Genomic DNA, 21165 nt, shown 5'->3' on the forward strand with positions numbered 1-21165 from the left:
TCGAACTACCGCCTGTTTGTCGAGGGTGGCGAACTGCACATTATCAGCGCGGGCCTGCACCTCAGCGGGACAGATCCGTTCGCCCTTTTGGCTCAGTTGCAGCAGCTACCTGACCGCCCGCTGGACGCCAGTCATGCATTCTATCTGGGCTATGAATTGGCCAAGGCCCGCACGGCGCTGACGCTCGGCAAGGACTACCGCCAGGACCAGGCTCTTGATTGGGGATTCTTGACCGTCACAGAGCAGAGCCATCAAGGGAGACGCCGCTCGCAGGGAACGTCCGCCGCCGGCGAACCAGACGCTGCGGCGGAATAGACTTCCAGGCTTGGCTCGGCCGCCAATGCCCGTCGGCTCCTTCGTAATGGGGCAGTCTGAGATGCGGGATTGCGCCCTTGATGCGGCGATGCTTTTTGCTGACGCAATCAGGATAGTTCGTCAGCCGGTTTTCTAACGGTCCCAGCGTTTCGCGATTCCAATCATTCCACCAATGAAGGCGCCCGCTATTGAACCGATCAGGACTTTAGTTGGTCCCGAATCGCCAGGACCGCTTGCCGCCACTCCGCCAGATAGAAGTTGACCAAATGTCGCCCCGGCAAGCGTCAACACGATAATGCAGAAAATCCGCCACATCCCACCATGATACCCGGCCGGAGGCGTAATCGATCAAGCCTTCGTTTACTGGCCGCCCCAATAACTAGCCAAACGATTGCCGGGGCCTTAGCGATGATTATGCGACCCACCGCGGCCTCCGAGCTGTACGCGAGCAAATAGCACTTCGGGTCGAAAGCCTCCTCAACAAAAAAGGCACCCTTAATGCCAGGGGATGCCCGGATTACAATCCGCAAACCCGCAACGCGCACAATTAGACCGAAAGTGTCTAATCAGGGTTACAAAGCGGCGAAAACGGATTTCAGACTGTCCAACGACCGGCTCCTTCAGCGGCCGATGATAACCGGCTATGCTAAGCGTCGTGCATGGTGATTTTCGCCAACAGTTATTAGCTAAGCAGCGTTTTAGGGGCGAGGCCGCAGGCCCCAGCGATGATTCTCGAAGGCATAGTCACAACGATCAACGTCGACGGCTCGGTTAATATCTCGCCGATGGGCCCAATCGTTGAACCGGATATGACACAGCTGACGCTGCGCCCTTACGAGACTTCGGCCACGTTGCAGAATCTGCTCCGTACCAAACAAGGCGTATTCCATGTCACCGACGATGTCGAGCTACTGGCCCGGGCTGCGGTCGATCGTCTCGAAGTTATGCCGCCGCTCGTGCGCGCTGCCAAGATAGATGGTTGGATCCTGGCCGATGCTTGTCGATGGTATGCCTTCGAAGTGCGCGAGGTAGACACGGGCGAGCCGCGCGCCCGGCTCCAGGCGGCCGTGCTCGACCGCGGGCGCATCCGCGACTTTTTTGGCCTCAATCGCGCGAAGCATGCCGTGGTCGAGGCTGCCATCCTGGCGACCCGCCTCGGCTTTCTGCCGATCGACGAGGTTCGCGGCGAGATGCGCCGGTTGGCGGTTTTGGTCGAGAAGACCGGCGGGCCGGCCGAGCACCGCGCGTTTCGCTTCCTCGGCGATTTTATTCAAGCCGAGGCATCCTCGTCTGCTGCCGGGGTGACGGATCACGGATCCGGGCCGACGGCTTCCGGCATCGAATCCACTCCCTGAAGGAACCCCATGTCGCGCCGTGTGGTCGAGGTGACAACCGGTAGCCGCTTGCACTTTGGGCTGATGTCTTTCGGCCGTTCCGACGTGCGCCAATTCGGCGGCGTCGGGGTGATGATCGACACGCCCGCGGTCAAGCTGCGCCTCTCGGCGGCCGCCGACCTGCAGGTGACAGGGCCTTCGGCCGCGCAGACTCTGCGCTATGTGGAATCCGTGGCCCAGGCGGAATGGTTTGGCCGCCGCCCGCGATGCCATATCGAAGTATTATCCATGCCGACTCCGCACGTCGGACTCGGCAGCGGAACGCAATTGGCGCTGGCTGTCGTTGCAGGGCTCAATGCCTTGTACGACCGCACGCCGCTCACGGCCGAGCAATTGGCCGGCACGGTCGCACGCGGCCGGCGGTCGGCCGTTGGGCTGTACGGTTTTTTGCAGGGAGGGCTGATCTTCGAGGCCGGAAAGCTGGCGGAGGACGAGATTTCGCCCTTGGTCAGCCGCGTGCCCATTCCCGAGCCGTGGCGCTTCTTGCTCGTCCGGCCCACCGATGGTGAGGGACTATCGGGCGATGCCGAGCGGGTGGCCTTCGATCGCGTTCCCCCTGTGCCGGCCGATGCCACGGCTCGTATGTGTCATGAGGCAGCGGAAGTGCTGGTGCCGGCCGCGACGTCGGCAGACTTCCAGCGGTTTAGCGAGTCGCTGTCCCGATTTGGTCGCGAGGCGGGGAGCTGTTTTGCCCCCCTGCAGGGAGGAATCTACGCCTCGGGCCGAATCAGTCAGGTCGCCGACGCCTTGGCCGCGCTGGGCATCGTCGGCGTCGGGCAATCTTCGTGGGGCCCCACGGTATTTGCCATGCTGCCAAACCAGCAGGCGGCCGAAAATGCGCTGCGGCAGTTCGCCGGCAGCGAGGCGGCCCGTGCCGCCGACTGTTTGATCGCGCGCCCAATGAATCGCCCAGCGCACATCGAGGTTCGATCGGAGTAGCCGCGCGACGGCGCCGTCCATATTTCCTGGCTTTTTCGTCATGTCGCGGATACACTGAAAAGCGGGGAGGGACGCGGCAGCGCGACCTCGCGGTTGCGCGTCGCACGCATCTCTCAGGCGTGGTGGGGACGGGCACTCATCTATTCGTTCTTGTCGTTCCCGCTTCGTTAGGGCACGGTTCGCCGTCAGGGGGACTTCTAGCGCGCAGGACAACCTTCAGCCGTGGCTGAAGTTGGTACAGACTCGTTGCCGCGTTTTATCGCGGTGCGTGTCGGCAAGAGGCATCGTGAAACGACGTCCTGGTTTGTGTCACACAGCCGGAGGGTCGACGGATGTCCGTTACGTTTCATTGCCCGAACGGGCACCTGCTCAAGGTCAAGGACAAGTACGCGGGTCAAACGGGCCTGTGTCCGAAGTGCCAGGCCCGCGTGCTGGTGCCGAAACTTCCGGAACCACTTTCGGACGACGCAATCGCCGATTTGCTTGGCCCGCCGGTGGTCGACGATCGGCCCGTTCATCAAGAACCCACGTCAAGCGACATGGCCGGCAGTTCGGGCTCGAGCTTGATCTCGGCCAACATGGCGGCCCGCGACACCAAGGTCTGCCCCAAGTGCAAACGGGAAGTCCGGGTTTGCTACACGCTTTGTCCGCATTGCCAGACGTATTTCTCGGACGTGAGAGAAATCAGCCGGCGTCTTTCGCATTGAGAGATTGAATTGCGGTGCGATGTGACGTGCGCGCCTCGTGGTTTCACCACAGCAGCCGACCGCCATCAATGACCAGCATCGCCCCGGTCATGTAGCTCGAAGCGTCGCTGGCCAGATAGAGCGCGAGTGCGCCTATTTCGCGCGGTTCGCCCAGCCGGCCCATGGGAATCGTTGCCTCGATATCCGTGCGCAACTCCGGGCGCTCGTTGAACCAACGCCGATTGGCGTCGGTGAGAAACGTGCCGGGCGCGATGGCGTTTACCGTCACGCCGGAGGCGGCCCAATCAGCGGCCACACTTTTGGTGAACATGGCGAGCGCCGCCTTGGTCGTCTCGTAGGTACGGCCGCGCATTTGTTTACCGGCCACTAGCGCCGAAATGGACGAGACATTGATCACGCGGCCTTGTCTGCGCGGCAACATCGCGCCGCCGATAAGCTTGGTACAGAGGAATGCCTGCGTCAGGTTCAAGTCCACAATCCGCTGCCAATCGGCCAGCGGCAACTCTTCGGTGGGGAGATTGATCCGCCGCCCGCCGACATTGTTGACCAGGATATCGATCGGACCGTGTTCGGCGAGCGCCCGGTGGCACATCGCCTCGGCCGCGGCCGGCTCGGCCAGATCGGCGGGCAAGAGCGAGATTCGCGCGGTGCAGGTTTGGGCAAGATCCTGTCTGGCCGTCTCCAATTGATCGGCGTCACGGCCCACCAGGATCAAATCCGCACCCGCCTCGCCGAGGGCGCGCGCGATTTCCAACCCCAGCCCGCGGCTACCACCGGTGACCAGGGCGCGACGACCGTCGAGCTTCAAGGAATCCCAAACTGTCATGGGTTTGACCTCGGTGGCAATGCGCCGCTGTTACGCCAAGTACGACTCAGATTTCCCCCTCTTCACGCAGCATGCGCACCGTGTGCCGCAAGGCGTCGGCCGTGCGGGCGAGATCATCGTCGGTATGCACGGCCGAGGTAGGTCCGCCGGGCCAGGAGAAAATCTCGACGCCATGCAACAACATTCCCAACCGCAGCTTGACGATCAGCGAGCGGCGCGCCGGGGTCTTGAGCACGCGATAGTCGAGCTTGCCCGAGTCGATTTCGGCGGCGCGTGGGCGATGCCCCTCGGGATCGGTAAAAATATGGAACCCGGAAAACGTGCCGTAAACGATCCACGGCACTTGCTCATCGTGCAGCACGCGATTCAAAGCCTCGCGGAGCCGCGCAGCATAATCATTCGCCCGCGTGCAGGCGTCGGTCGAGGCGACAAGCTCGAGCGTGGCGATACCGGCCGCGGCCGACAGTGGCCCACCGTTGAACGTGCCGTGATGCCCGATTTTCTCCCGGTCGGCTGCTGTCGACTTGGCAAAGTCGAGCTGCTCCATGACGTCCTGGCGCCCGACGATCGCCCCGCCCGGCAGTCCGCCGGCCAAGATTTTCGCCAGCGTCGTTAGATCCGGCTTGATCTTGTAGCACGCCTGGGCGCCGCCGGGCGAACAGCGAAATCCCGAGATGACTTCGTCGAAGATCAAAAGCGCGCCGCGCGCCTGGGTCATTTCGGCCAGCGCCGCGATAAACGACGGAGCAAGCGGCACTTGTCCCCAACTGGCCCCCGTCGGCTCGACGATCACCGCGGCAATATCATCGTGGCTGGCCAAAATCTGCCGTGTTGCTTCGATATCGCCTGGCGGGGCCAACAGGACGTTCTCGGCCACTTCGGCCAAAACGCCTGGCGTGGGAGTGCCATCGAAATGCGATCCCACGCCAAACGCCATGTGGTCGTGCCAGCCGTGAAAGTGTCCGGCAAAGCGCAGGATTTTGGCCCGCTTCGTAAATGCCCGCGCCAGGCGCAGCGCCAGTAGCGTGGCCTCGGTTCCCGAATTCGTGAACCGCACCATCTCGGCCGCGGGGATAAGTTGCTGAACCAGTTCGCCCCAGCGAATCTCTAGTTCGTGGCCGGCGCCGTAGTGCGTGCCGAGCGGCAACTGCTGCGCGATAGCCTCCACGACCGTGGGATGATTATGCCCCAGCAGCAGGGCCCCATGGCCGCCCGCGTAGTCGACATACTCATTGCCATCGACGTCCCATTTGCGCGATCCGGCAGCACGCTGGACATAAATCGGATACGGTTCGAGGTAGCGACCGTCGTGAGTGACGCCGCTCGGAAAGACCTGGCGCGCGCGCTGGTAAAGTTCTGCCGAGGTCGGCGTCCGCCGGCGGTAGGCATCGACAATGGGAGAATGCGTGGGACTCATGAAAAAGTTGCCTGCGCTCAGGGTGTCCGTGTTCCAGCCGCACAGCCGACTCTGACACTGTAACGAGCCGGGACCGGGTTTGTCACGTTAACGGACGGGTTCGAGGGATCTCCAAAACTTCGTGATAATGCGTGCCTAGTGCGGCCGCGGCCTGCCGTGCATCAAAGTGTGCCACGACTCGCTGTCTGCAGGCTGTCGCATATTGGCGACGCAGCGGTTCGTTGTCGAGAAGTTTGACGATCGCCGTCGCAAGTGCCGCGGCATCGCCCGGCGGCACAAGTTCGGCAGAATCGGACGACAGAATTTCGCGTGTGCCACCCACGTCGGTAGCCACGATCGGCAAGCCCGAGGCCGCTGCTTCGAGCAGCACGCGGCCCAACGGCTCTTGCCGCGCCGGGTGAATCAGCAGAGTCAACTCATTCAACAGCTCGGGTATGTCGGACCGCAATCCGACAAAATGGCCACGGCCCACCAGCGTTCCCTCGGCAAAGCGGCTGCGCACCGCCTGCTCGTGCTCGCGGGCTTCATCCTTGTCGGAGTAGCGGCTTCCCGCGATCACAAAATGCGCATCGGGAAAACGCTCGGCAACGAGCGCCGCCGCGTGCGCCAAGACGTCGTGCCCCTTGCGCAGCACGAGTTGCCCAATCGTGCCTAGCAGGATCGCGTGCTGCGGAATCTTTAGCTCTGCCTGCAGCCAACCACGGCGAGGGCGTGGCGAGAACCGGTCGAGATCGACGCCATTGTGCAAGACAAACGTTCTCTCGACGGCGATACCCTGCGCGACGTGAAAATCCGCCGTCGCCTGCGACACCGCCAACAACCGAGACAGTCGGTTGAGATCGGCCACTGCCTGACTGCTGAGACCAATAATATCGCGTAGGTGTCCGATGCCGGGTATTCGCTCGGCCGCCATGATCGGCCCTACCAGCCGTCCCATCGACAGACTATTGGCATGCACAAGGTCCGGCTTTATCCGCGCGACAGTGGCCTGGAGCTGCTGGCGAATTTCAGCCTGTTGCAGCCGTCGTCCCTGGGGGTCGACAGTACTTAGTGGGGTAATCCGGATGCCGTGGGCGGTCAACGCCGCGGCCAACGGGCTACCGGCCGGTGCCAATGCCTGAAAGGTGAAATCGCGCTCGGCAAGTGACGGCAGCACGGCGAGCAGGGATTGCTCACCGCCGTTGAGCGTCGGGTATTCAAAGAGCAGCAGTACCCGCGGCATGATTGGACCACCCGGCGAATGCGTTGTGCACGCTGGGCTATAGCAAACCGTAGCCGGCCAATGTCGAGCGGAGCTTGGCTTCCTCGGCCGGTCCGAGAGGGGTCATAGGCAGTCGCAACTCGCCGGTATCGCGCCCCAACAACCGCATGGCGAGCTTGATCGGAATAGGATTTGTCGCCAGACCGAGCATGTCTCGGCACAGAGGGAATAGCTTCTTGTGCCACCGCTGCGCGTCGGCGATGTTGCCCGTGTCGAACGCCATGAGCAGCGCATTCATATCCTGCGGTACCACGTTGCCCACGACCGAGATCACACCGCGTCCGCCAATGGCCAAAAGCGGCAACGTCAGGCTGTCGTCGCCGCTGAGCAGCGTGAGGTTCGTCAGGGCCAGCACCTGCGAGGCTTGATCCATCGAGCCGGTCGCTTCCTTGACCATGGTGATGTTCTTCAGCTCGGCCATCCGCGCAATCGTCTCGGGCTCGATGTTCTTGCCGGTGCGCCCGGGAATGTTGTACACGCAGATCGGCAAGTCGGTCGCTTCGGCCAGCGCTTTGAAATGCTGATAAAAACCTTCTTGCGTGGGCTTGTTGTAGTAGGGAGCCACGACCAGGGAGGCATCGGCACCTGACTTGGCGGCATGGCGGGCCAATCGCAGGGCCTCGCGCGTGCTGTTCGAGCCGGTGCCGGGCATGACTTTGATCCGTCCGGCGGCGATCTGCACCGTCTCGGCAATCACGCGCTCGTGCTCATCATGCGACAACGTCGGAGACTCGCCGGTCGTACCGACGGGGCAGATGCACTTCGTGCCGGCAGCCACCTGAAAATCGATCTGCGCCCGGAACACTGGCCAATCGATCTCGCCATTCTTAAACGGCGTGGTGATGGCAACCGAAAGACCGGCGAAGGCTTCACCTTTGGTCGTCATGGAAAGCTCACGCGGTCTGGGCCGCGCTAAATGGGGGTGAATCGTGGCAACGGGCGAGGAACGAATCGCGCTCGCGCATCATAGAGCACTGGGTTTTTCATGCAAAGGGGGCGAACGGTGGAGTACGGGACGCCACGGTGCTGCCGATGTAATTCCGGCTCGAACCTTGCGGACTTCGGCGGCGAAACCGCGCCTCGAGAGGTTCTTAAGGGAGTGTAACGAGCAGCTTCATTTCCCGCACCGCCGCCTGCAGGCCAACCATCAATGCGCGGGCCACTATGCTGTGTCCGATATTCAGTTCGCCCATATGCGCCATGCGGGCTACAGGCAAGACGTTGCGATAGGTCAGGCCGTGGCCGGCGTGCAGCGTCATCCCTTGCTCGACAATCTGGCGGCCGGCTTCCACCAGCTTGGCCAGCTCCGCGGCCTGCTTGGCGCCGCTGGCCAACGCGTATTGCCCGGTGTGCAATTCCACGGCGTCCGCGCCCAGTTTTTTGGCCGCTTCGATCGCTTTGCGATCGGCGTCCAGAAACAAGCTCACCACGATGCCGGCATCACGCAAGCGCTTGATCGCCGCGCCGACCTTCGCTTCCACTCCGACGACGTCGAGTCCTCCTTCGGTGGTGACTTCTTCACGCTGTTCCGGCACCAGTGTGACCTGGTCGGGGCGTGTCTGGCAGGCAATCGCCAGCACGTCGTTGTCGCACGCCAATTCCAAGTTCAGTTTGACTGTGACGGTTTCGCGCAGGATGCGCAGATCACGGTCCTGAATATGGCGGCGATCTTCGCGCAGATGAATCGTGATGCCATCGGCCCCGCCCAGTTCGGCCGCGGCGGCCGCCCAGACGGGATCTGGTTCGTAAGTGCGGCGCGCTTGCCGGACGGTCGCTACGTGATCGATATTGACGCCGAGTTGTGCCATGCGATGCAATGCAAATTCTGTCGAGCGGGGGGCGTGTGCCGAGCTGTTGTCGGCCGTATCGCGAAGATTATAGTTGGGAGGTGCCAGGGGGCATAGGTTCGCTAAGTTCGAGTGCCGGCTGCCGTCTAGGCACCGTCAGTATTGCCCATGCGATGGCCGGCACGCCACGCAGCGACGCGGGGCAATCGTAATTACGGGGAGGTTCTGGTCGATGGATGTCGCGCGCTGGGTCACCTTGATTGCTTTGACATTGTTTCTGGTCGAGGGGTTCACGCTGAGCGTATTTCCCACACAGTTCAAAGAGTTCCTGGCACAGGCCGATCCGCGCGCTCTGCAAGCCATGGGACTTATTGAGACGGTGGCGGCGGTTAGCCTGATCGCAGGCATACTCGTGGGCTAACCGACCGCGGCGCCTTAACGACGACGGCGCCCGTCAGCAGGAGGCTTGCGGCTCGGCCACGGGCCGGAGAAAGCTTTCCAGAACGTGTGGCTGCGACACGAAGTTCAGGTGCATGCGGCTGCCAATGGCGTTGTAACGCGAGACCAAATGGCGCTGCTGACCTGCCTCGCGGGCCAACCCGTTGACCTCTGTGGTCGGCTCTAACAGCCAATTCCCGTTCAAATACCCACGTACCGCGGCGCCGGATTCGCCGAGCCAACATTTCCGGGCGAGCGTAACTACCGTGGGAGCGAGCGGCAGCGGTCGATGATTCAGGGCGGCGACCAGCGGCAAGGCTCCGACCATGGGGTGCCGATCGCCCGCCGGCGTAACCAGATGTTCGCAAAGATATGCCATGCCGCCCCCCTCGGCATAGATGCGGCGGCCGGCACAAAGATGCTCGCGCAGCGCGAAACGCATGCAGTGATTCTCGGCCAGGGCCGCGGCATGTCGTTCGGGATGTCCGCAGCCGAGGTAGACCAGGTCGGTATCGGCGGGAAGCGCCTCGTCGCGGAGCGGAGAAAAATCGACTACCGTCGCGCCGTGCAACTCCAACAGCTCGAGCACGTCGGCAAAATAACAGCGGAACGCCTCGTCGTAGGCGACGGCCACTGTCAGCTTGGAGCCGGCGGCGTACTTGCTGGGTGCGAAAATAAAGGGGGCGACGGAATGAAATGGGCGCCGCTTCGCCAGCGCGCACAACCGATCCAACCGTGCATAGCGGTTGAAGCCGGCGGCCAGTTGTAAACACACATCCCGCTCGGGGGATGCGCCGCGTGGCAGCGCCGCCAGCGCGGCCCGAGTCTGCGGCATACGTTCCAACGCGCCTAGCACGGGAATCTTCCAGAGAGACTCGAGCGTCGTTTGCAGGCGCGCATAGTGGGCCGTGTCGCGGACCTTATCTACCAGCACGCCGTCGGCCTGGACCGGACGGGCGGGCAAGCGGCAGTCGTCAATTTGCGCGGCGTCCACGACGACTAGCCGTGGCAAGTCGAGCCAATCGCACAATTCGTCGAGCTGGCCGCCACGCCAGGGACGTTCATAGGAGGCGGCGTAACGTCCTTCGACCAAGGCCAGCTTCGCTCGCGCGGCGCCATGTTCGAAAGCCTCGCGACAAGCATCGGGCGTCATCAGCCAGCTATCGAGGTGCCGCGAGGTAACGCCCGTCGCACGCGAGGCTCCCTCCAGCCGCGGAAAGCAGGCCGTCGAGTGAAAGTGCTGCACCTGTTGGCCGCGCCCGGTGAGCAGCGCCATCAGAGCCCAGGAAATCGGCTGCGCGTCAACGCCCGAGTGGATCGAACCAACCGCCAAGCGTGGCAAATGCAACATGCGAAGCGGACCCCGAATCGAACAATGATTTTTGATCGAACACTTTGAGGCGACGATGAAACCTGTCGTACGCGGAATGGCCCGACGAGACAGCCCGGGGCAGCCCCCTCGTCAGTGCATTCTTAGAGCCCCGCGACGGCGAGTCAAGAAAAAAGGCCAGTGCTCCGCAGAGCACTGGCCCGGTGATAGCGATTAACGCAAGTGTGCCGATTTCTGGCCTAAAGTGCCCAATACATGAGGATTTTAGACTCAGGCCAGGCACCCTAGTTTTTCAAGACGACAAATCGATTGCCTTCGCTCGTGCGCACCAGCAGCAGCACGCCGCGATCGACAGGCTTCTCGGCGATCGCCTTCTTGAACTGCTCGATGTTGGTGACATATTGATCGCCGACTTTCTTGATCAACATGCCCTCGCTAAGGCCTTGCTCGGCAGCCAGGCCGTCGGGGGAGACATTGGTGATAATGACACCCTCCATCCCCTTGAAGCCCAACTGCTCGGCCTCGGCCGGGGTCATCTCGGCGACTTCCAGGCCCAGATCCGCGCTATTAAAAGAGCGCGAGTCCTTCTTGGAATCTGTCGAGCCGCGCGCGTTGCGCACTTCGACGCGGGGTTCTTCCGGCATGGCCTGAGCAATGACGGTCAGCGTACGTGGCTTCCCATCGCGCAGTATCTTTACCTCGGCCTTGTTATTGACCGGGGTGCGCTCGACCAATTGCTGCAACTGGCCGGGCGTGCCGACGTGCTTGTCGCTGTACTCGGTGATGATGTCACCTTCGTGAACGCCCGCCTTGTCGGCCGGCGAATCCGGCATCACTTCATTGACGAAGACGCCGTCGTTGCGATGCACACCGAGTTGCTCGGCCAGGTCGCCGGCAAGCTCACCGACGATCACGCCCAGATAGGCACGCTTGACAGAACCGCCGTGTACCAATTGGTCGACGACCCATTTGGCCTGATTGATCGGAATCGCGAAGCCTACGCCTTGGAATCCGCCGCTGCTCGAGGCGATGGCCGTATTGATGCCAATCACTTCGCCGTCGAGGTCCACCAGCGGACCGCCCGAGTTGCCCGGATTGATGGCCGCATCCGTCTGCAAGTATTGGGCACGCTTGCCGTCTTTCAGGGTGCGTCCCTTGCCGCTGATGATGCCGGCACTAACGGTCAACTCTTGATTGAAGGGATTGCCCACGGCAATCACCCAGTCTCCGATCTCGAGATTGTCCGAATTACCCAAGGTTGCCGCAGGCAGGTCGCCGGCGCCCTTGATGTGAACCACGGCCAGGTCGGTCTGCTTATCGGTCTTGATATCAGTACCTTGGAACTCGCGGCCGTCCGACAGGCGGACCGTAACTTCGGTAGCTCCTTCGACCACGTGATTGTTCGTGAGGATGACTCCCGACTTGTCGATGATCACGCCCGCGCCGATTCCCATACGTCGCTGCGGACCCTGAAACGGCATGTTGCCGCCGCGATCATTGAAGAAGTCTTCGAACGGCGTCCCCTTGAAGGGGTTCTCGGCGCCGCGGGGGCTCTGATTGCCTCGGACCGGCTGCGAGCGGACTTCCGAGGTGATCGTTACGACACTCGGCAGCGTGCTATTGGCCGCCGTCCGAAAGGCATTCGACAAGGACTTGGCAAAGCCCTTCTCTTTCTGATGTTGTGGCGTCTGTTCCACCGGCGGTGTGGGGTTGTCTTCTGCCACGGTCTGGCCGTGCCAGACGGCTGCGCCGGTCGCCATTACGGCTGCCAATAACATGGCGGCCAGCAGGCGCGGTCCACGGCGATGATTCATCGAACTCATGCGATCTCCTCCTTACGATGCTTTATTCGGTTTCCCAGGAACCGGCGGCCGCTGACTGCGGTGTGATGAGGCCCAATGGCTGTTGCCGGTACACTTTCGGCTACGCAGTCAGTTAAGTCATGGTTCGCCGACGCAGACGGTACTGTGTGCCAAGACTTCTCACAGTGTGCGAGTTTTAACGTGCACGCGGCTGGCTTTGGTGATATCAAAATGAGGCGAATACGCCAATCTCGATTGACAAAACTCGGTGCGGCAGATAGGGTTAGGAATGCTTCTGGGGCACGAATCCGGCTTCATCCTCGGTTGAAATTGTCGACCGCATGAGCGACATCGTTGAAACGGATCGGCTGCAGATCAATTCTAAGCTCGAGCGTTGTCAGGAACGGATTGACTACCGGTTCCGCAATGTTTCGCTGCTGCTGTCAGCCGTCACTCATGCTTCCGGGGCCCAACATCGCCTGGCCTCGAACGAGCGGTTGGAGTTTCTCGGGGACGCCATTCTGGGGTTCATCGTCTGCGAGAATCTCTATCAAAACTATCCGGATTTGCTCGAAGGCGAACTGACCAAGATCAAGTCGGTGGTTGTCAGCCGGCAGACCTGCGCCAAGATCAGCGAGTCCCTGCGGCTGGACGAGTTTCTGATTCTCGGCAAGGGCATGACTTCACATCCCACGATTCCCCCTTCGCTATTGTCGGATGTGTTCGAGTCGCTGATCGCGGCCATTTACCTGGATGGGGGCACGAGCGCCGCGCGGTCTTTCATTGAGTTCCATCTTGGTCCCGAGATCGAAATGGCAGCCTCGGGCGAGAACGGCTGCAACTACAAATCGCAGTTGCAACAGTTCGCCCAGCGCGAATTCGGCAGCACTCCCACGTACCAATTGCTGGACGAAAAAGGGCCAGACCACAGCAAGTGCTTCAAGATCTCGGCGCAAATCGGCAGGGATCGCTATCAACCGGCTTGGGGCCGCAACAAAAAGGAAGCCGAGCAACGCGCCGCGCGCAACGCGTTGAGCCAGATCAGCGGCGATGAGATTCCGTTCCCCTCGGACTGAACCCGCGCCAATCCCGCACAGGTGCCGCCCCGATGACACTCCGCGCCGTGGCCTTGCTCTCGGGCGGGCTGGACAGCATGTTGGCCATTCGTATCCTGCAAATGCAGGATATCGAAGTCGAGGCATTGAACTTTCGTACCACGTTTACCTGCTGCCAAGATCAGGCAGCCGAAGCGGCCCGAGAATTGGGCGTGAAGCTGTCGGTCGTCGCCGAGCAAGACGATTATCTGGACCTGGTCCGCAATCCTCGCCACGGCTATGGACGAGGGGCGAATCCCTGTATCGATTGCCGCATTTACATGTTCCGCCTGGCAGGACGCTGGATGCGCGAATCCGGCGCGGCGATGGTCGTCAGCGGCGAGGTGGTAGGGCAACGTCCCATGAGCCAGAAGAAGCGCGACCTGGCTCTGATCGCGCATCGCGCCGGGCTCGACGACTACCTGTTGCGGCCCCTTTCCGCGCAGTTGTTGCCGCTGACGCATCCCGAGCGCCACGGGCTTGTCGACCGCGAACGGCTGTTTGGCTTCTCGGGCCGCGGCCGCACGGAACTGATCGCCTTAGCGACGTCCTTGGGCTTGCGTCGTATTCCGCAGCCCTCCAATGGCTGCGCTCTTACCGAGCCGCGGTTCGCAGCCAAGGTCTATGACCTTATCGGTAACGAGGCGACGGCGGGTCGTTGGCAGTTTGAACTGTTAAAAATCGGCCGCCACGTCCGCTGCACCGGCACGACAAAAGTGATTGTCGGACGGCGTGCCGAAGAGAACGAAATGCTGGCCAGGCAATTCGAACTGGCCGGAGAGCATCCTGCCGCGTTGCTGGTGCCGTACGGTTTTCAGGGGCCTACGGCGCTGGTGGTGGGGCCGGCAGGGGATGAGGAAATCCAGTTTGCCGGCGGACTGATCTTGCGCTATGCGAAGGTCGACGATGGCGTCTCGCCGACGGTGCTGGTGCGAACGGGGGCCGACAGCCGGGTGCAAACCTTGCAGCACCACGCGGCGGCCAGTCTCGCGCAGACGATCTAGGCGCGTACGACTTATAGGCATATTCGATCGCACAAAGCAGCCAAACGCGCGCGGCACAGGTAAAACAGCAACATCCATAGAGCGGCAACGTCCCTAGAGGGACAGCACCAATAGAAACGCCCGGCCCCGTATCGGTTGACACAGGGGCCGGGCGATTCTTTCTCGTCGTGGCAAGCGGCGAAGTGCAGCGGATCCCGGCATTACTGCCGGATCACACTACTTCTTCTTGGCTGCCTTCTTTTTGGCCGCTTTCTTCGCGGTCTTCTTCTTGGCTGCCTTCTTTTTGGCCACCAGAAGTCCTCCTCAAGGAGTGAATTGGCAAGTCACTGGACCGATAACCGGGCTGGGACGGTATCGACCCTGCGCCTCACCGCGAAACAATCCCGCACGCAACAAACTGCGCCTTCAAAATGGACGATGCCTTTTTGATGACGCCGGTTGATGGTCTCGTTTACGCGCCGCTCGCGTGAGCGATTATCGCTTCACTGTACGTCACTCACACATCTGCGTCGCGACAACCTACTCACACAGACAGACGTACACACATGATCCCATGATCATGTCGCTTCGGTCATCGTACGAATTCATGGCACAGCGTGCAAGACATTTTTTCAGCAGCGCGATAATTCGCGCGTGCTGCGCCGCGCACGATGTGCATCGTAGTGAAGTGTTCTAGATGCGCGCGACACGCGCGCTCGTGCGGACCCTGCACAGTGGCGCGCGATGTGATCATGGTGAAACGCGCATTCGCATTTGCCAGCGCTGCGCGGTGACAACGCGCTGCGTTAGCGCGACCCGCGCCCCTTCACGGGGATCTCGGCTTCGTTCACCGTCGGCGCGCTCGTTGTCGTCGGAGGCGCTACCGACTCTGGCGCATCACCGTCGCGGACCAACGTCAGAATGCTGTTGAATTCGTCCGCGAAGGTCTGCCAGAAATCTCCCTCGCGAAACTTGATTGGCCGCACTTCCTCGCCGCGGACCAGCCGTCGCATACTCTGCCGCAAGCGATAGACAGGCCCCACAAAGCGATTGCTGATCCGCACGACATCGAACAGGATCAGCGGCAGCACCAGGGCCGTGACCACCAGCGCCGGCGAATACTGGAACCACAACGCGGCGAAAATCTCGGGAAGCGATTCAAAGGGGCCGGTAATCGCTTGCCAGCAGGCCAGCATCGAGACCATCAGCCCTACGCAAATCAACCAGTACAGAAAAACGCGGTACAATAACGCGCCCTGCACTTCCGAATCGACGAATAGCTTGCGGCGATGGATCAGCGGCATTTGACGAGCCTCCCGGTGGCAGTGCGAAATCAGCGCTTCGAGACCAGCCCGGCGGAATCCTGCCATTGCCGCCAAAATTGAGCGGGCATACACATTCATACTGTCCAGGCAAATCTAGCTCACCTTGACCACGGGCGGCTCGGAACTGCCGCTGGTGGCAGTCGCCACGGCCCTGGGGACGGGCTACAGCACGATCGGGGCAATCGGGCTATGCAAGTTGCGACGGTCGTAACGACCAACGCGCCTTGCGGCACGCCTCGGAGGAAGCGGGCTTCGACCGAATGTGTTGCACGCATACGTTGTCGCGGTGCAAGGCTACTCAACCAGGGTAGGGCTTGGCGAGCGCTAGATGACGATGCTGGGCCGCGTAGTCGCGTGCCCGGTCCTCACGCGTGATCGCGCTGCGGAAGAACTCCACCGCTTCGGTCATGACCTCGGGCGTCTCGGCGCAGCTGAAGCGTAGAAAGCCGGCGCCCGCCGCACCGAAGCACTCGCCCCCCAGGCAAGCCAGTCCCACGTGATCGTCGGCCGCTTCCAGCAAGAACATGGCTAGCCCGTGCGACGTCAGGCCAAGTCGGTTGCAGATCGCTGTGACGTCGGGGAATACGTAGAAAGTGCCATCCGGTGCTTCGCAGCGCACGCCATCGACTTGGGCCAATCCCTGCGCCAGGGTGATCACCTGTTGGTGGAACCGCTTCATGTTGCCGTCGCGTTCCGCGGTATCGTGGGCGAGCGCCGCTGCTCCGGCCAGCTGCGTGATGGCAGGCACGCACGACAACGTGGTATTCGAAAGCGTTGCCAGCCGATCGATAATCCCCGCCGCGCTGACCGCGAATCCCAACCGATAACCGCTCATGCTGTAGGACTTGCTGAACGTATATACGGCCACGCATTGCTCGAACATTCCTGGCTGTTCAAGCAGTGATCGGTGCCGGCCGCGCCATACCATCTGATCGTACGGCTCATCGCTAAAGACGGCGACGTCGCGGCCGCGGATCAAATCGGCCAGACCGCGCAGGTCTTCCTCGGTTGCCACGCCCCCCGTGGGATTATGGGGACTGTTGAGAAAAATGGCCTTGGGGTGCGGATCCTCACGCAGAAATCGCGCAACGTCGTCCAGTCGCGGCCGGAAGCGATCCTCAGCCCGCAAGTCGGCCAGCCACGTACGGGCGCCGCGCCGTGCGATGTTCGGCAAATACGTAGGGAAAAAGGGGCTGAAGACCAGCACGCCATCGCCTGCGTCCAAAAAGGTCTCGCAGAAAAGCTGTTCGAAGATCTTGGCCCCCGGACCGATGATGACGTTTTCGGCTGTGGCCGCCACGCGATGCTCGTCGCGCACGTAGGCCGCCGCCGCCGCGCGCAACTCGGGCAAGCCGATCGATGGTCCGTAATGTGATTGGTCAGTTTCGATCGCTTCGATGGCTGCCCGCTTGGCCGAGGCGGTGGCCGGAAAAGGGCTGTCGCCGATTTCCAGTTCCATGACCCGCTTGCCGGCGCTTTTCAGACGACGAGCAGTGGCCAGCACGCTGAAGGCGGTTTCGATTCCCACCGTGCCGACAAACTCGCTCAAGCGGACTGGCATGGGACCCTGCAAGAGAAGTGAGCGGGTGGCAGTGATTTCGCGAGGTCGCAACGCTATTTCAGAGCTATGGTCCGCGCCAGTGGCCGCAACACGTTGTCGACCACGTAATTATCGACCATTTCCTGGCACACCTTCCCCAGCTCGCGTAAAGCCGAAACGTAGGTGACGCCGGGGCCCAGGCTGCCGTACTGTCGAGCCGTGAGATAGACGCTGAGCTGCTCTTCGGGATAGTCGCCGGTGCGCACCTGATAAGCATTGGTACGCGTCTCGACGCTGATGCGGCATTGCACGCGGCAATCTTCATCCAACGCGAGCGTGATCGACGGCTCGTGATTGATCGGCGTGGCGCCAGGAATTTCGGCGAACCGCTCGAGCGCCGGACTGAGACCCAGGGCCTCGGCCACCAGTTGATTCTGGTTGCCACGATAGGTGAAATCGAAGCCAAATAGCAAATCCAGCGCCTCGCAGTCCAGGGGGCTGACCGAGAGCATGTAGGGAGCCAACTCCAAAACCAGCTGATGCTGTGCTAATACTTCCTCAATCGATTGAGGATTCACCTGGCCCGAGCACAATCGACGGGCCTCGACCGTACACCAGCGGTATTGTCCGCCGTCTTTGTCTTCTTCGAGGACGAAGTCCCCTTTGTCGCGGCAATAGAAATTGCGCATCGTCGGATATTTCTTCTGGATGCGCTCGAAGTAGTGCAGGATCGTCTCGCGATTGTTAGGTAACTCCATCTCCGTGCTGAGATTCATGTTCACGTAGAAATCGTCGCACAGCGAGGTGTACCGATTCATGCAGGGACGTCCTTCGTACTTTCGAAAGGGCAACCGCGCGGGCCTGATTGCCATGCTTGTTGCCACCAGCTAGCAGTATAAAATGCCCCCGTTCAGACTGTCAAAGGCGGGGATGCTGGGTGGCATCCTTACGGTGGTGTCCGCCAGAAACCGTCGCCCCGGGCAAGCGACGACTAAGATCTCTCGGCTCAGGAATAAGCCGCGGATTTCTGCCAGAACGTGGCATCCCAGAACCAGGGAATAACGGCCATGAAAAAGACCGCGGCACGCGACGACGCCCTCGCGCTTTTCCCCAGCGAGCTTGGTTGGATGGCAGTCCTGGGTTCGGGAGAGACCGTCCGACGGTTAGTCTATGGATACTCGTCCCCCGAGGCAGCCGTCGGGGCGCTCGGTCTAATCGACGCATCCGCTCTGCGCGTGGCGAATTGGAATCCGCGGCTAATCGCACGACTGCAAGCCTACGCGCGGCAGGGCAATGACGATTTTCGAGATGTGAAGTTGCAGGTGGAACCGCGCACGCTGTTTCAGCGTCGGGTGATTGCCGCCTGCCGTCGCATTCCATGCGGCAGTACGGCGACATATGCGCAGTTGGCTGCTGCCGCCGGCTCGCCCGGCGCCGCACGCGCTGTGGGAACCGTGATGAAAACCAATCCCGTGTCGTTGATCATTCCCTGTCACCGCGTGCTGGGGGCGGCGGGCCGCATTGGTGGATACTCGCATCCGCTAGGCTTGGACATCAAGGCACGCTTGCTGGCCCTCGAGGCCGCCGGTAAAAAGCGCCGCTCCGGCGGGCAGAAGAAGAGTACGCGTAAGCCGGCCAAACGTGTACCCGCCAAGCGGTAGCGCGATCCTGGCCCGTGGGCGACGACTGGCCCACCCTTGAGGTCAAGAAACTCTGAAAAACCATGCCAATTCCTGGCGATACCGGACTGGAATCCGAAGGCAGAATCGGCGAGAATGACCTAAGCTTGAAGTGCCGGAAGTGAGCCCACCCGCTGCGAGTTTTTTGCTGCCCGCCTACGTATCCTGCCTTATTAGACGCCGCTCCGGCGGCATTCTGGTTGGAGTCTGGTCGCGATGTTTGTTGCCCCCAATTGGCAGGTTGAACGCCGCAACGATGGCGCGGTTGTGGTGCGCGTGCCATCGAATGGCACTTTTGCCGCTGATTTGCCCGACGCCGTTTTTGCATTTCGGGCGGGCGATCCGCAGTACGACTATTGGCAACAACAGCTCAACCGCAGCGATCTATCCGAGTCCCCAGCCGCGCAGTAGCGCCGCACGGGAAGAGCAGATCGCACGTCGGCCGACGCCGAACCGATATTGCAGCATCGATTTAGCAGCCTAGCCCACCTTGCGCACCACGCCGACAACCACGCCGAGCACGCGGGCGTTCTTGACGTAGATCGGCTCCATCGAAGAATTGGCCGGTTCTAAGCGGATGCGATTCGCTTCGGGAAACCAGCGCTTAAGCGTGGCCTCGTTTTCGTCGGTAAGTGCTACGACGATCTGGCCGCGCTGGGCCGTGTCCTGCTTGCGGATAACCACATAGTCGCCGTCGGCGATCTGATCTTCGATCATCGAGTCGCCACGTACTTCCAGGACGAATTGATCATCCGCGCCAAAAATCTTGCCGAAATCAATCCGCTCGTCCTGCTCGACTGCCTCGTGCAACCGGCCCGCGGCAATGCGACCGGCTAGGGGCAAACCACCACCCCCTTCGGGCGTTTCGGTCGCCAGCATGATTGCCCGCGACATATTCGGCTCGCGGTTGATCAGCCCCTTTTTCTCCAGGGCCTTCAAGTGGCACATAACGCCATTGGGAGAGCTGATCTGAAAGTTTGAACCAATCTCACGTACCGTCGGGCCATAGCCCCGGTTGCGAATTTTCTCGCGAATAAATTGGTACACGTCACGCTGCCGCTTGGTCAGTCGCTCGAGATTGGCCATGACTAAAACTGGACCCCGCGGGGGTGGTGTGACGTAAGTGTCTGTCCAGTAAATATAATATACGTGTGTACAGAGTCAATAGCGTTTGTACACATCGGCGCGCGAACGGAGAGAAGTTGAGGGCGTTTCTTAATTCGAGCCCTGGAATCTCGGCTGGGTATACTGACGGCGCCGAATGGGTCCTCCGTTTATTGGTGACGGTCGACTTCCTGCCACGGTAAAGGGGGGATCTGCGATGCGAAAGATGACTGCGGCCACGCTGATCCTGTGCGCCTCATTCGGGATCGTACACGCCGAAGAATCGGTTCCGCAGTCATCCTCGGCCGACGCCACGATCGACCGTGGACTCGCCTTCCTCGTCAAGGATGCGCTGGCCTGGCGCGATGAGCACAAGTGTGTTTCCTGCCATCATGCCAGCCTGGTGGTTTGGTCGATGCGCGAGGCCCGCCGCCGCGGCCATGCGGTAGACGAACCGGTTCTGAACGAACTGACCAAGTGGATTGCCGAGTCCGGAGACGGCAAGACGGGCGTCCCCAGGCCGGCAGGGATCCCCAAGGCGCTGAACGAAAAGGCAATCTCTTTGGCGCTCGCCCTGGGTGCGGACCCAGAGCCGGATGATCTGTCGCGCGAAGGCATGAAGCGGCTCTTGACCACCGTGAAAGAAGACCAGGTCGAAAGCGGCGCTTGGGCCTCCTGGCCCGATACACGGCAGCCGATCTTTGGAAACTCGGACGAGCGCGCTACGTTGGTCGCGGTGCTGGCGTTGTTGCCAGCGGCGACGGCTGGCGATGATACAGCGCTCGCAGCGCGCGACCGGGGTGTGCAGTGGCTTACCGATACGAAGACCGACGATGATCCGCAATCGATTGCGTTGCGCCTGGTTTTGTGGCAGCGGCTCGGACGCCCGGCCGAACAATGGCAGCCACTACTGGCCCGCGTCCTCGAGCGACAGAATGCAGACGGCGGCTGGAGTCAGACGGCAGAAATGCCGAGCGACGCCTGGGCAACTGGGCAAGCTCTGTATGCTTTGGCCCATGCGGGACTCGGGTCTGGAAATCCTGCCGTCGATCGCGCTCAGGACTTTCTGGCCAAGACGCAGCGCGAAGACGGCTCGTGGCCAATGATCTCGCGGCCCACGAAGCCGGGCGGCGCAGGATCAGACAGTCTCATCCCGATTGTCGGCGCCGGGAGCGCCTGGGCTGTAATGGGATTGGCCCGTAGTCGTTAGGGCGATCGCATTTG

21 protein-coding genes are annotated in these 21165 nt (G+C 61.5%); 10 read left to right on the plus strand and 11 right to left on the minus strand.

The window, feature by feature from the left end:
* From VGG64_22005 to VGG64_22020, 4 genes are all read left to right on the plus strand, one after another.
* Positions 1-315 (plus strand): dihydropteroate synthase (locus tag VGG64_22005; protein ID HEY1602291.1); only part of this gene is annotated, 315 nt, incomplete at its 5' end.
* A gap of 725 nt (positions 316-1040) precedes the next feature.
* On the plus strand, positions 1041-1670 hold the full coding sequence (locus VGG64_22010) for a DUF447 domain-containing protein (protein ID HEY1602292.1): 630 nt from the start codon (positions 1041-1043) through the stop codon (positions 1668-1670).
* A 9-nt stretch (positions 1671-1679) separates the two neighbouring features.
* Positions 1680-2648, plus strand: a complete 969-nt coding sequence (locus VGG64_22015) for a hypothetical protein (GenBank protein ID HEY1602293.1) — start codon at positions 1680-1682, stop codon at positions 2646-2648.
* 332 nt (positions 2649-2980) lie between these two features.
* Positions 2981-3355, plus strand: coding sequence for a hypothetical protein (locus tag VGG64_22020; protein ID HEY1602294.1), 375 nt, complete (start codon positions 2981-2983; stop codon positions 3353-3355).
* Between the two features lie 43 nt (positions 3356-3398).
* Here VGG64_22020 and VGG64_22025 read toward each other — a convergent pair whose 3' ends face one another.
* From VGG64_22025 to VGG64_22045, 5 genes are all read right to left on the minus strand, one after another.
* Positions 3399-4181, minus strand: coding sequence for an SDR family NAD(P)-dependent oxidoreductase (locus VGG64_22025; GenBank protein ID HEY1602295.1), 783 nt, complete (start codon positions 4179-4181; stop codon positions 3399-3401).
* Positions 4182-4227: 46 nt separating this feature from the next.
* Positions 4228-5598, minus strand: coding sequence for an aspartate aminotransferase family protein (locus VGG64_22030; GenBank protein ID HEY1602296.1), 1371 nt, complete (start codon positions 5596-5598; stop codon positions 4228-4230).
* Between the two features lie 82 nt (positions 5599-5680).
* Entirely contained in the window at positions 5681-6820 is a 1140-nt protein-coding gene (locus VGG64_22035) for a glycosyltransferase family 4 protein (protein HEY1602297.1), read from the minus strand.
* A 37-nt stretch (positions 6821-6857) separates the two neighbouring features.
* Positions 6858-7745: a 4-hydroxy-tetrahydrodipicolinate synthase gene (gene dapA, locus VGG64_22040; GenBank protein HEY1602298.1), complete on the minus strand. Its 888-nt coding sequence runs from the start codon at positions 7743-7745 to the stop codon at positions 6858-6860.
* A 205-nt stretch (positions 7746-7950) separates the two neighbouring features.
* The gene (locus VGG64_22045) at positions 7951-8667 is read right to left on the minus strand and encodes a pyridoxine 5'-phosphate synthase (GenBank protein HEY1602299.1); all 717 of its coding nucleotides are present in this window, start codon (positions 8665-8667) and stop codon (positions 7951-7953) included.
* Positions 8668-8878: 211 nt separating this feature from the next.
* Here VGG64_22045 and VGG64_22050 point away from each other — a divergent pair, with 211 nt between their 5' ends.
* On the plus strand, positions 8879-9067 hold the full coding sequence (locus VGG64_22050; protein ID HEY1602300.1) for a hypothetical protein: 189 nt from the start codon (positions 8879-8881) through the stop codon (positions 9065-9067).
* A gap of 33 nt (positions 9068-9100) precedes the next feature.
* Here VGG64_22050 and VGG64_22055 read toward each other — a convergent pair whose 3' ends face one another.
* Both VGG64_22055 and VGG64_22060 read right to left on the minus strand, forming a co-directional pair.
* Positions 9101-10435 carry a hypothetical protein gene (locus tag VGG64_22055; protein HEY1602301.1) on the minus strand — a complete coding sequence of 445 codons (1335 nt, stop codon included), beginning with the start codon at positions 10433-10435 and terminating at the stop codon, positions 9101-9103.
* A 263-nt stretch (positions 10436-10698) separates the two neighbouring features.
* Positions 10699-12237, minus strand: a complete 1539-nt coding sequence (locus VGG64_22060; protein HEY1602302.1) for a Do family serine endopeptidase — start codon at positions 12235-12237, stop codon at positions 10699-10701.
* Between the two features lie 320 nt (positions 12238-12557).
* Here VGG64_22060 and rnc point away from each other — a divergent pair, with 320 nt between their 5' ends.
* Together rnc and VGG64_22070 are read left to right on the plus strand one after the other, a co-directional pair.
* Positions 12558-13292 carry a ribonuclease III gene (gene rnc, locus VGG64_22065; GenBank protein ID HEY1602303.1) on the plus strand — a complete coding sequence of 245 codons (735 nt, stop codon included), beginning with the start codon at positions 12558-12560 and terminating at the stop codon, positions 13290-13292.
* Positions 13293-13324: 32 nt separating this feature from the next.
* Complete coding sequence (locus tag VGG64_22070; protein ID HEY1602304.1) at positions 13325-14314, plus strand: hypothetical protein; 990 nt, start codon at positions 13325-13327, stop codon at positions 14312-14314.
* Between the two features lie 785 nt (positions 14315-15099).
* Here the strand turns inward: VGG64_22070 and VGG64_22075 are convergent.
* From VGG64_22075 to VGG64_22085, 3 genes are all read right to left on the minus strand, one after another.
* Positions 15100-15597: a hypothetical protein gene (locus tag VGG64_22075; protein HEY1602305.1), complete on the minus strand. Its 498-nt coding sequence runs from the start codon at positions 15595-15597 to the stop codon at positions 15100-15102.
* 319 nt (positions 15598-15916) lie between these two features.
* Positions 15917-17179 (minus strand): aminotransferase class I/II-fold pyridoxal phosphate-dependent enzyme, encoded by a 1263-nt coding sequence (locus VGG64_22080; protein ID HEY1602306.1) that lies wholly within the window; start codon positions 17177-17179, stop codon positions 15917-15919.
* A 53-nt stretch (positions 17180-17232) separates the two neighbouring features.
* Positions 17233-17976 (minus strand): hypothetical protein, encoded by a 744-nt coding sequence (locus tag VGG64_22085; GenBank protein ID HEY1602307.1) that lies wholly within the window; start codon positions 17974-17976, stop codon positions 17233-17235.
* Positions 17977-18225: 249 nt separating this feature from the next.
* On the opposite strand from VGG64_22085, the gene VGG64_22090 reads away from it, so the two are divergent.
* Positions 18226-18819, plus strand: a complete 594-nt coding sequence (locus tag VGG64_22090) for a methylated-DNA--[protein]-cysteine S-methyltransferase (GenBank protein HEY1602308.1) — start codon at positions 18226-18228, stop codon at positions 18817-18819.
* A gap of 234 nt (positions 18820-19053) precedes the next feature.
* Positions 19054-19248 carry a hypothetical protein gene (locus VGG64_22095; GenBank protein ID HEY1602309.1) on the plus strand — a complete coding sequence of 65 codons (195 nt, stop codon included), beginning with the start codon at positions 19054-19056 and terminating at the stop codon, positions 19246-19248.
* 69 nt (positions 19249-19317) lie between these two features.
* Here VGG64_22095 and lexA read toward each other — a convergent pair whose 3' ends face one another.
* A complete protein-coding gene (gene lexA, locus VGG64_22100; GenBank protein ID HEY1602310.1) occupies positions 19318-19923 on the minus strand; it encodes a transcriptional repressor LexA in 606 nt (201 codons plus the stop codon).
* Between the two features lie 235 nt (positions 19924-20158).
* Between lexA and VGG64_22105 the strand changes: the two genes are divergently transcribed.
* Positions 20159-21151 carry a prenyltransferase/squalene oxidase repeat-containing protein gene (locus VGG64_22105; GenBank protein HEY1602311.1) on the plus strand — a complete coding sequence of 331 codons (993 nt, stop codon included), beginning with the start codon at positions 20159-20161 and terminating at the stop codon, positions 21149-21151.
* Positions 21152-21165 lie beyond the last annotated feature (14 nt).

Source organism: Pirellulales bacterium, assembly GCA_036490175.1.
In the GTDB taxonomy this organism is placed as follows: Bacteria; Planctomycetota; Planctomycetia; order Pirellulales; family JACPPG01; genus JACPPG01.

Excerpts from the sequence above, each read along its gene's own strand:
- VGG64_22010 (HEY1602292.1), top strand. The coding sequence starts at position 1,041 with ATGATTCTCGAAGGCATAGTCACAACGATCAACGTCGACGGCTCGGTT.
- VGG64_22015 (HEY1602293.1), top strand. The coding sequence starts at position 1,680 with ATGTCGCGCCGTGTGGTCGAGGTGACAACCGGTAGCCGCTTGCACTTT.
- VGG64_22020 (HEY1602294.1), top strand. The coding sequence starts at position 2,981 with ATGTCCGTTACGTTTCATTGCCCGAACGGGCACCTGCTCAAGGTCAAG.
- VGG64_22025 (HEY1602295.1), bottom strand. The coding sequence starts at position 4,181 with ATGACAGTTTGGGATTCCTTGAAGCTCGACGGTCGTCGCGCCCTGGTC.
- VGG64_22030 (HEY1602296.1), bottom strand. The coding sequence starts at position 5,598 with ATGAGTCCCACGCATTCTCCCATTGTCGATGCCTACCGCCGGCGGACG.
- VGG64_22035 (HEY1602297.1), bottom strand. The coding sequence starts at position 6,820 with ATGCCGCGGGTACTGCTGCTCTTTGAATACCCGACGCTCAACGGCGGT.
- dapA (HEY1602298.1), bottom strand. The coding sequence starts at position 7,745 with ATGACGACCAAAGGTGAAGCCTTCGCCGGTCTTTCGGTTGCCATCACC.
- VGG64_22045 (HEY1602299.1), bottom strand. The coding sequence starts at position 8,667 with ATGGCACAACTCGGCGTCAATATCGATCACGTAGCGACCGTCCGGCAA.
- VGG64_22050 (HEY1602300.1), top strand. The coding sequence starts at position 8,879 with ATGGATGTCGCGCGCTGGGTCACCTTGATTGCTTTGACATTGTTTCTG.
- VGG64_22055 (HEY1602301.1), bottom strand. The coding sequence starts at position 10,435 with ATGTTGCATTTGCCACGCTTGGCGGTTGGTTCGATCCACTCGGGCGTT.
- VGG64_22060 (HEY1602302.1), bottom strand. The coding sequence starts at position 12,237 with ATGAGTTCGATGAATCATCGCCGTGGACCGCGCCTGCTGGCCGCCATG.
- rnc (HEY1602303.1), top strand. The coding sequence starts at position 12,558 with ATGAGCGACATCGTTGAAACGGATCGGCTGCAGATCAATTCTAAGCTC.
- VGG64_22070 (HEY1602304.1), top strand. The coding sequence starts at position 13,325 with ATGACACTCCGCGCCGTGGCCTTGCTCTCGGGCGGGCTGGACAGCATG.
- VGG64_22075 (HEY1602305.1), bottom strand. The coding sequence starts at position 15,597 with ATGCCGCTGATCCATCGCCGCAAGCTATTCGTCGATTCGGAAGTGCAG.
- VGG64_22080 (HEY1602306.1), bottom strand. The coding sequence starts at position 17,179 with ATGCCAGTCCGCTTGAGCGAGTTTGTCGGCACGGTGGGAATCGAAACC.
- VGG64_22085 (HEY1602307.1), bottom strand. The coding sequence starts at position 17,976 with ATGAATCGGTACACCTCGCTGTGCGACGATTTCTACGTGAACATGAAT.
- VGG64_22090 (HEY1602308.1), top strand. The coding sequence starts at position 18,226 with ATGAAAAAGACCGCGGCACGCGACGACGCCCTCGCGCTTTTCCCCAGC.
- VGG64_22095 (HEY1602309.1), top strand. The coding sequence starts at position 19,054 with ATGTTTGTTGCCCCCAATTGGCAGGTTGAACGCCGCAACGATGGCGCG.
- lexA (HEY1602310.1), bottom strand. The coding sequence starts at position 19,923 with ATGGCCAATCTCGAGCGACTGACCAAGCGGCAGCGTGACGTGTACCAA.
- VGG64_22105 (HEY1602311.1), top strand. The coding sequence starts at position 20,159 with ATGCGAAAGATGACTGCGGCCACGCTGATCCTGTGCGCCTCATTCGGG.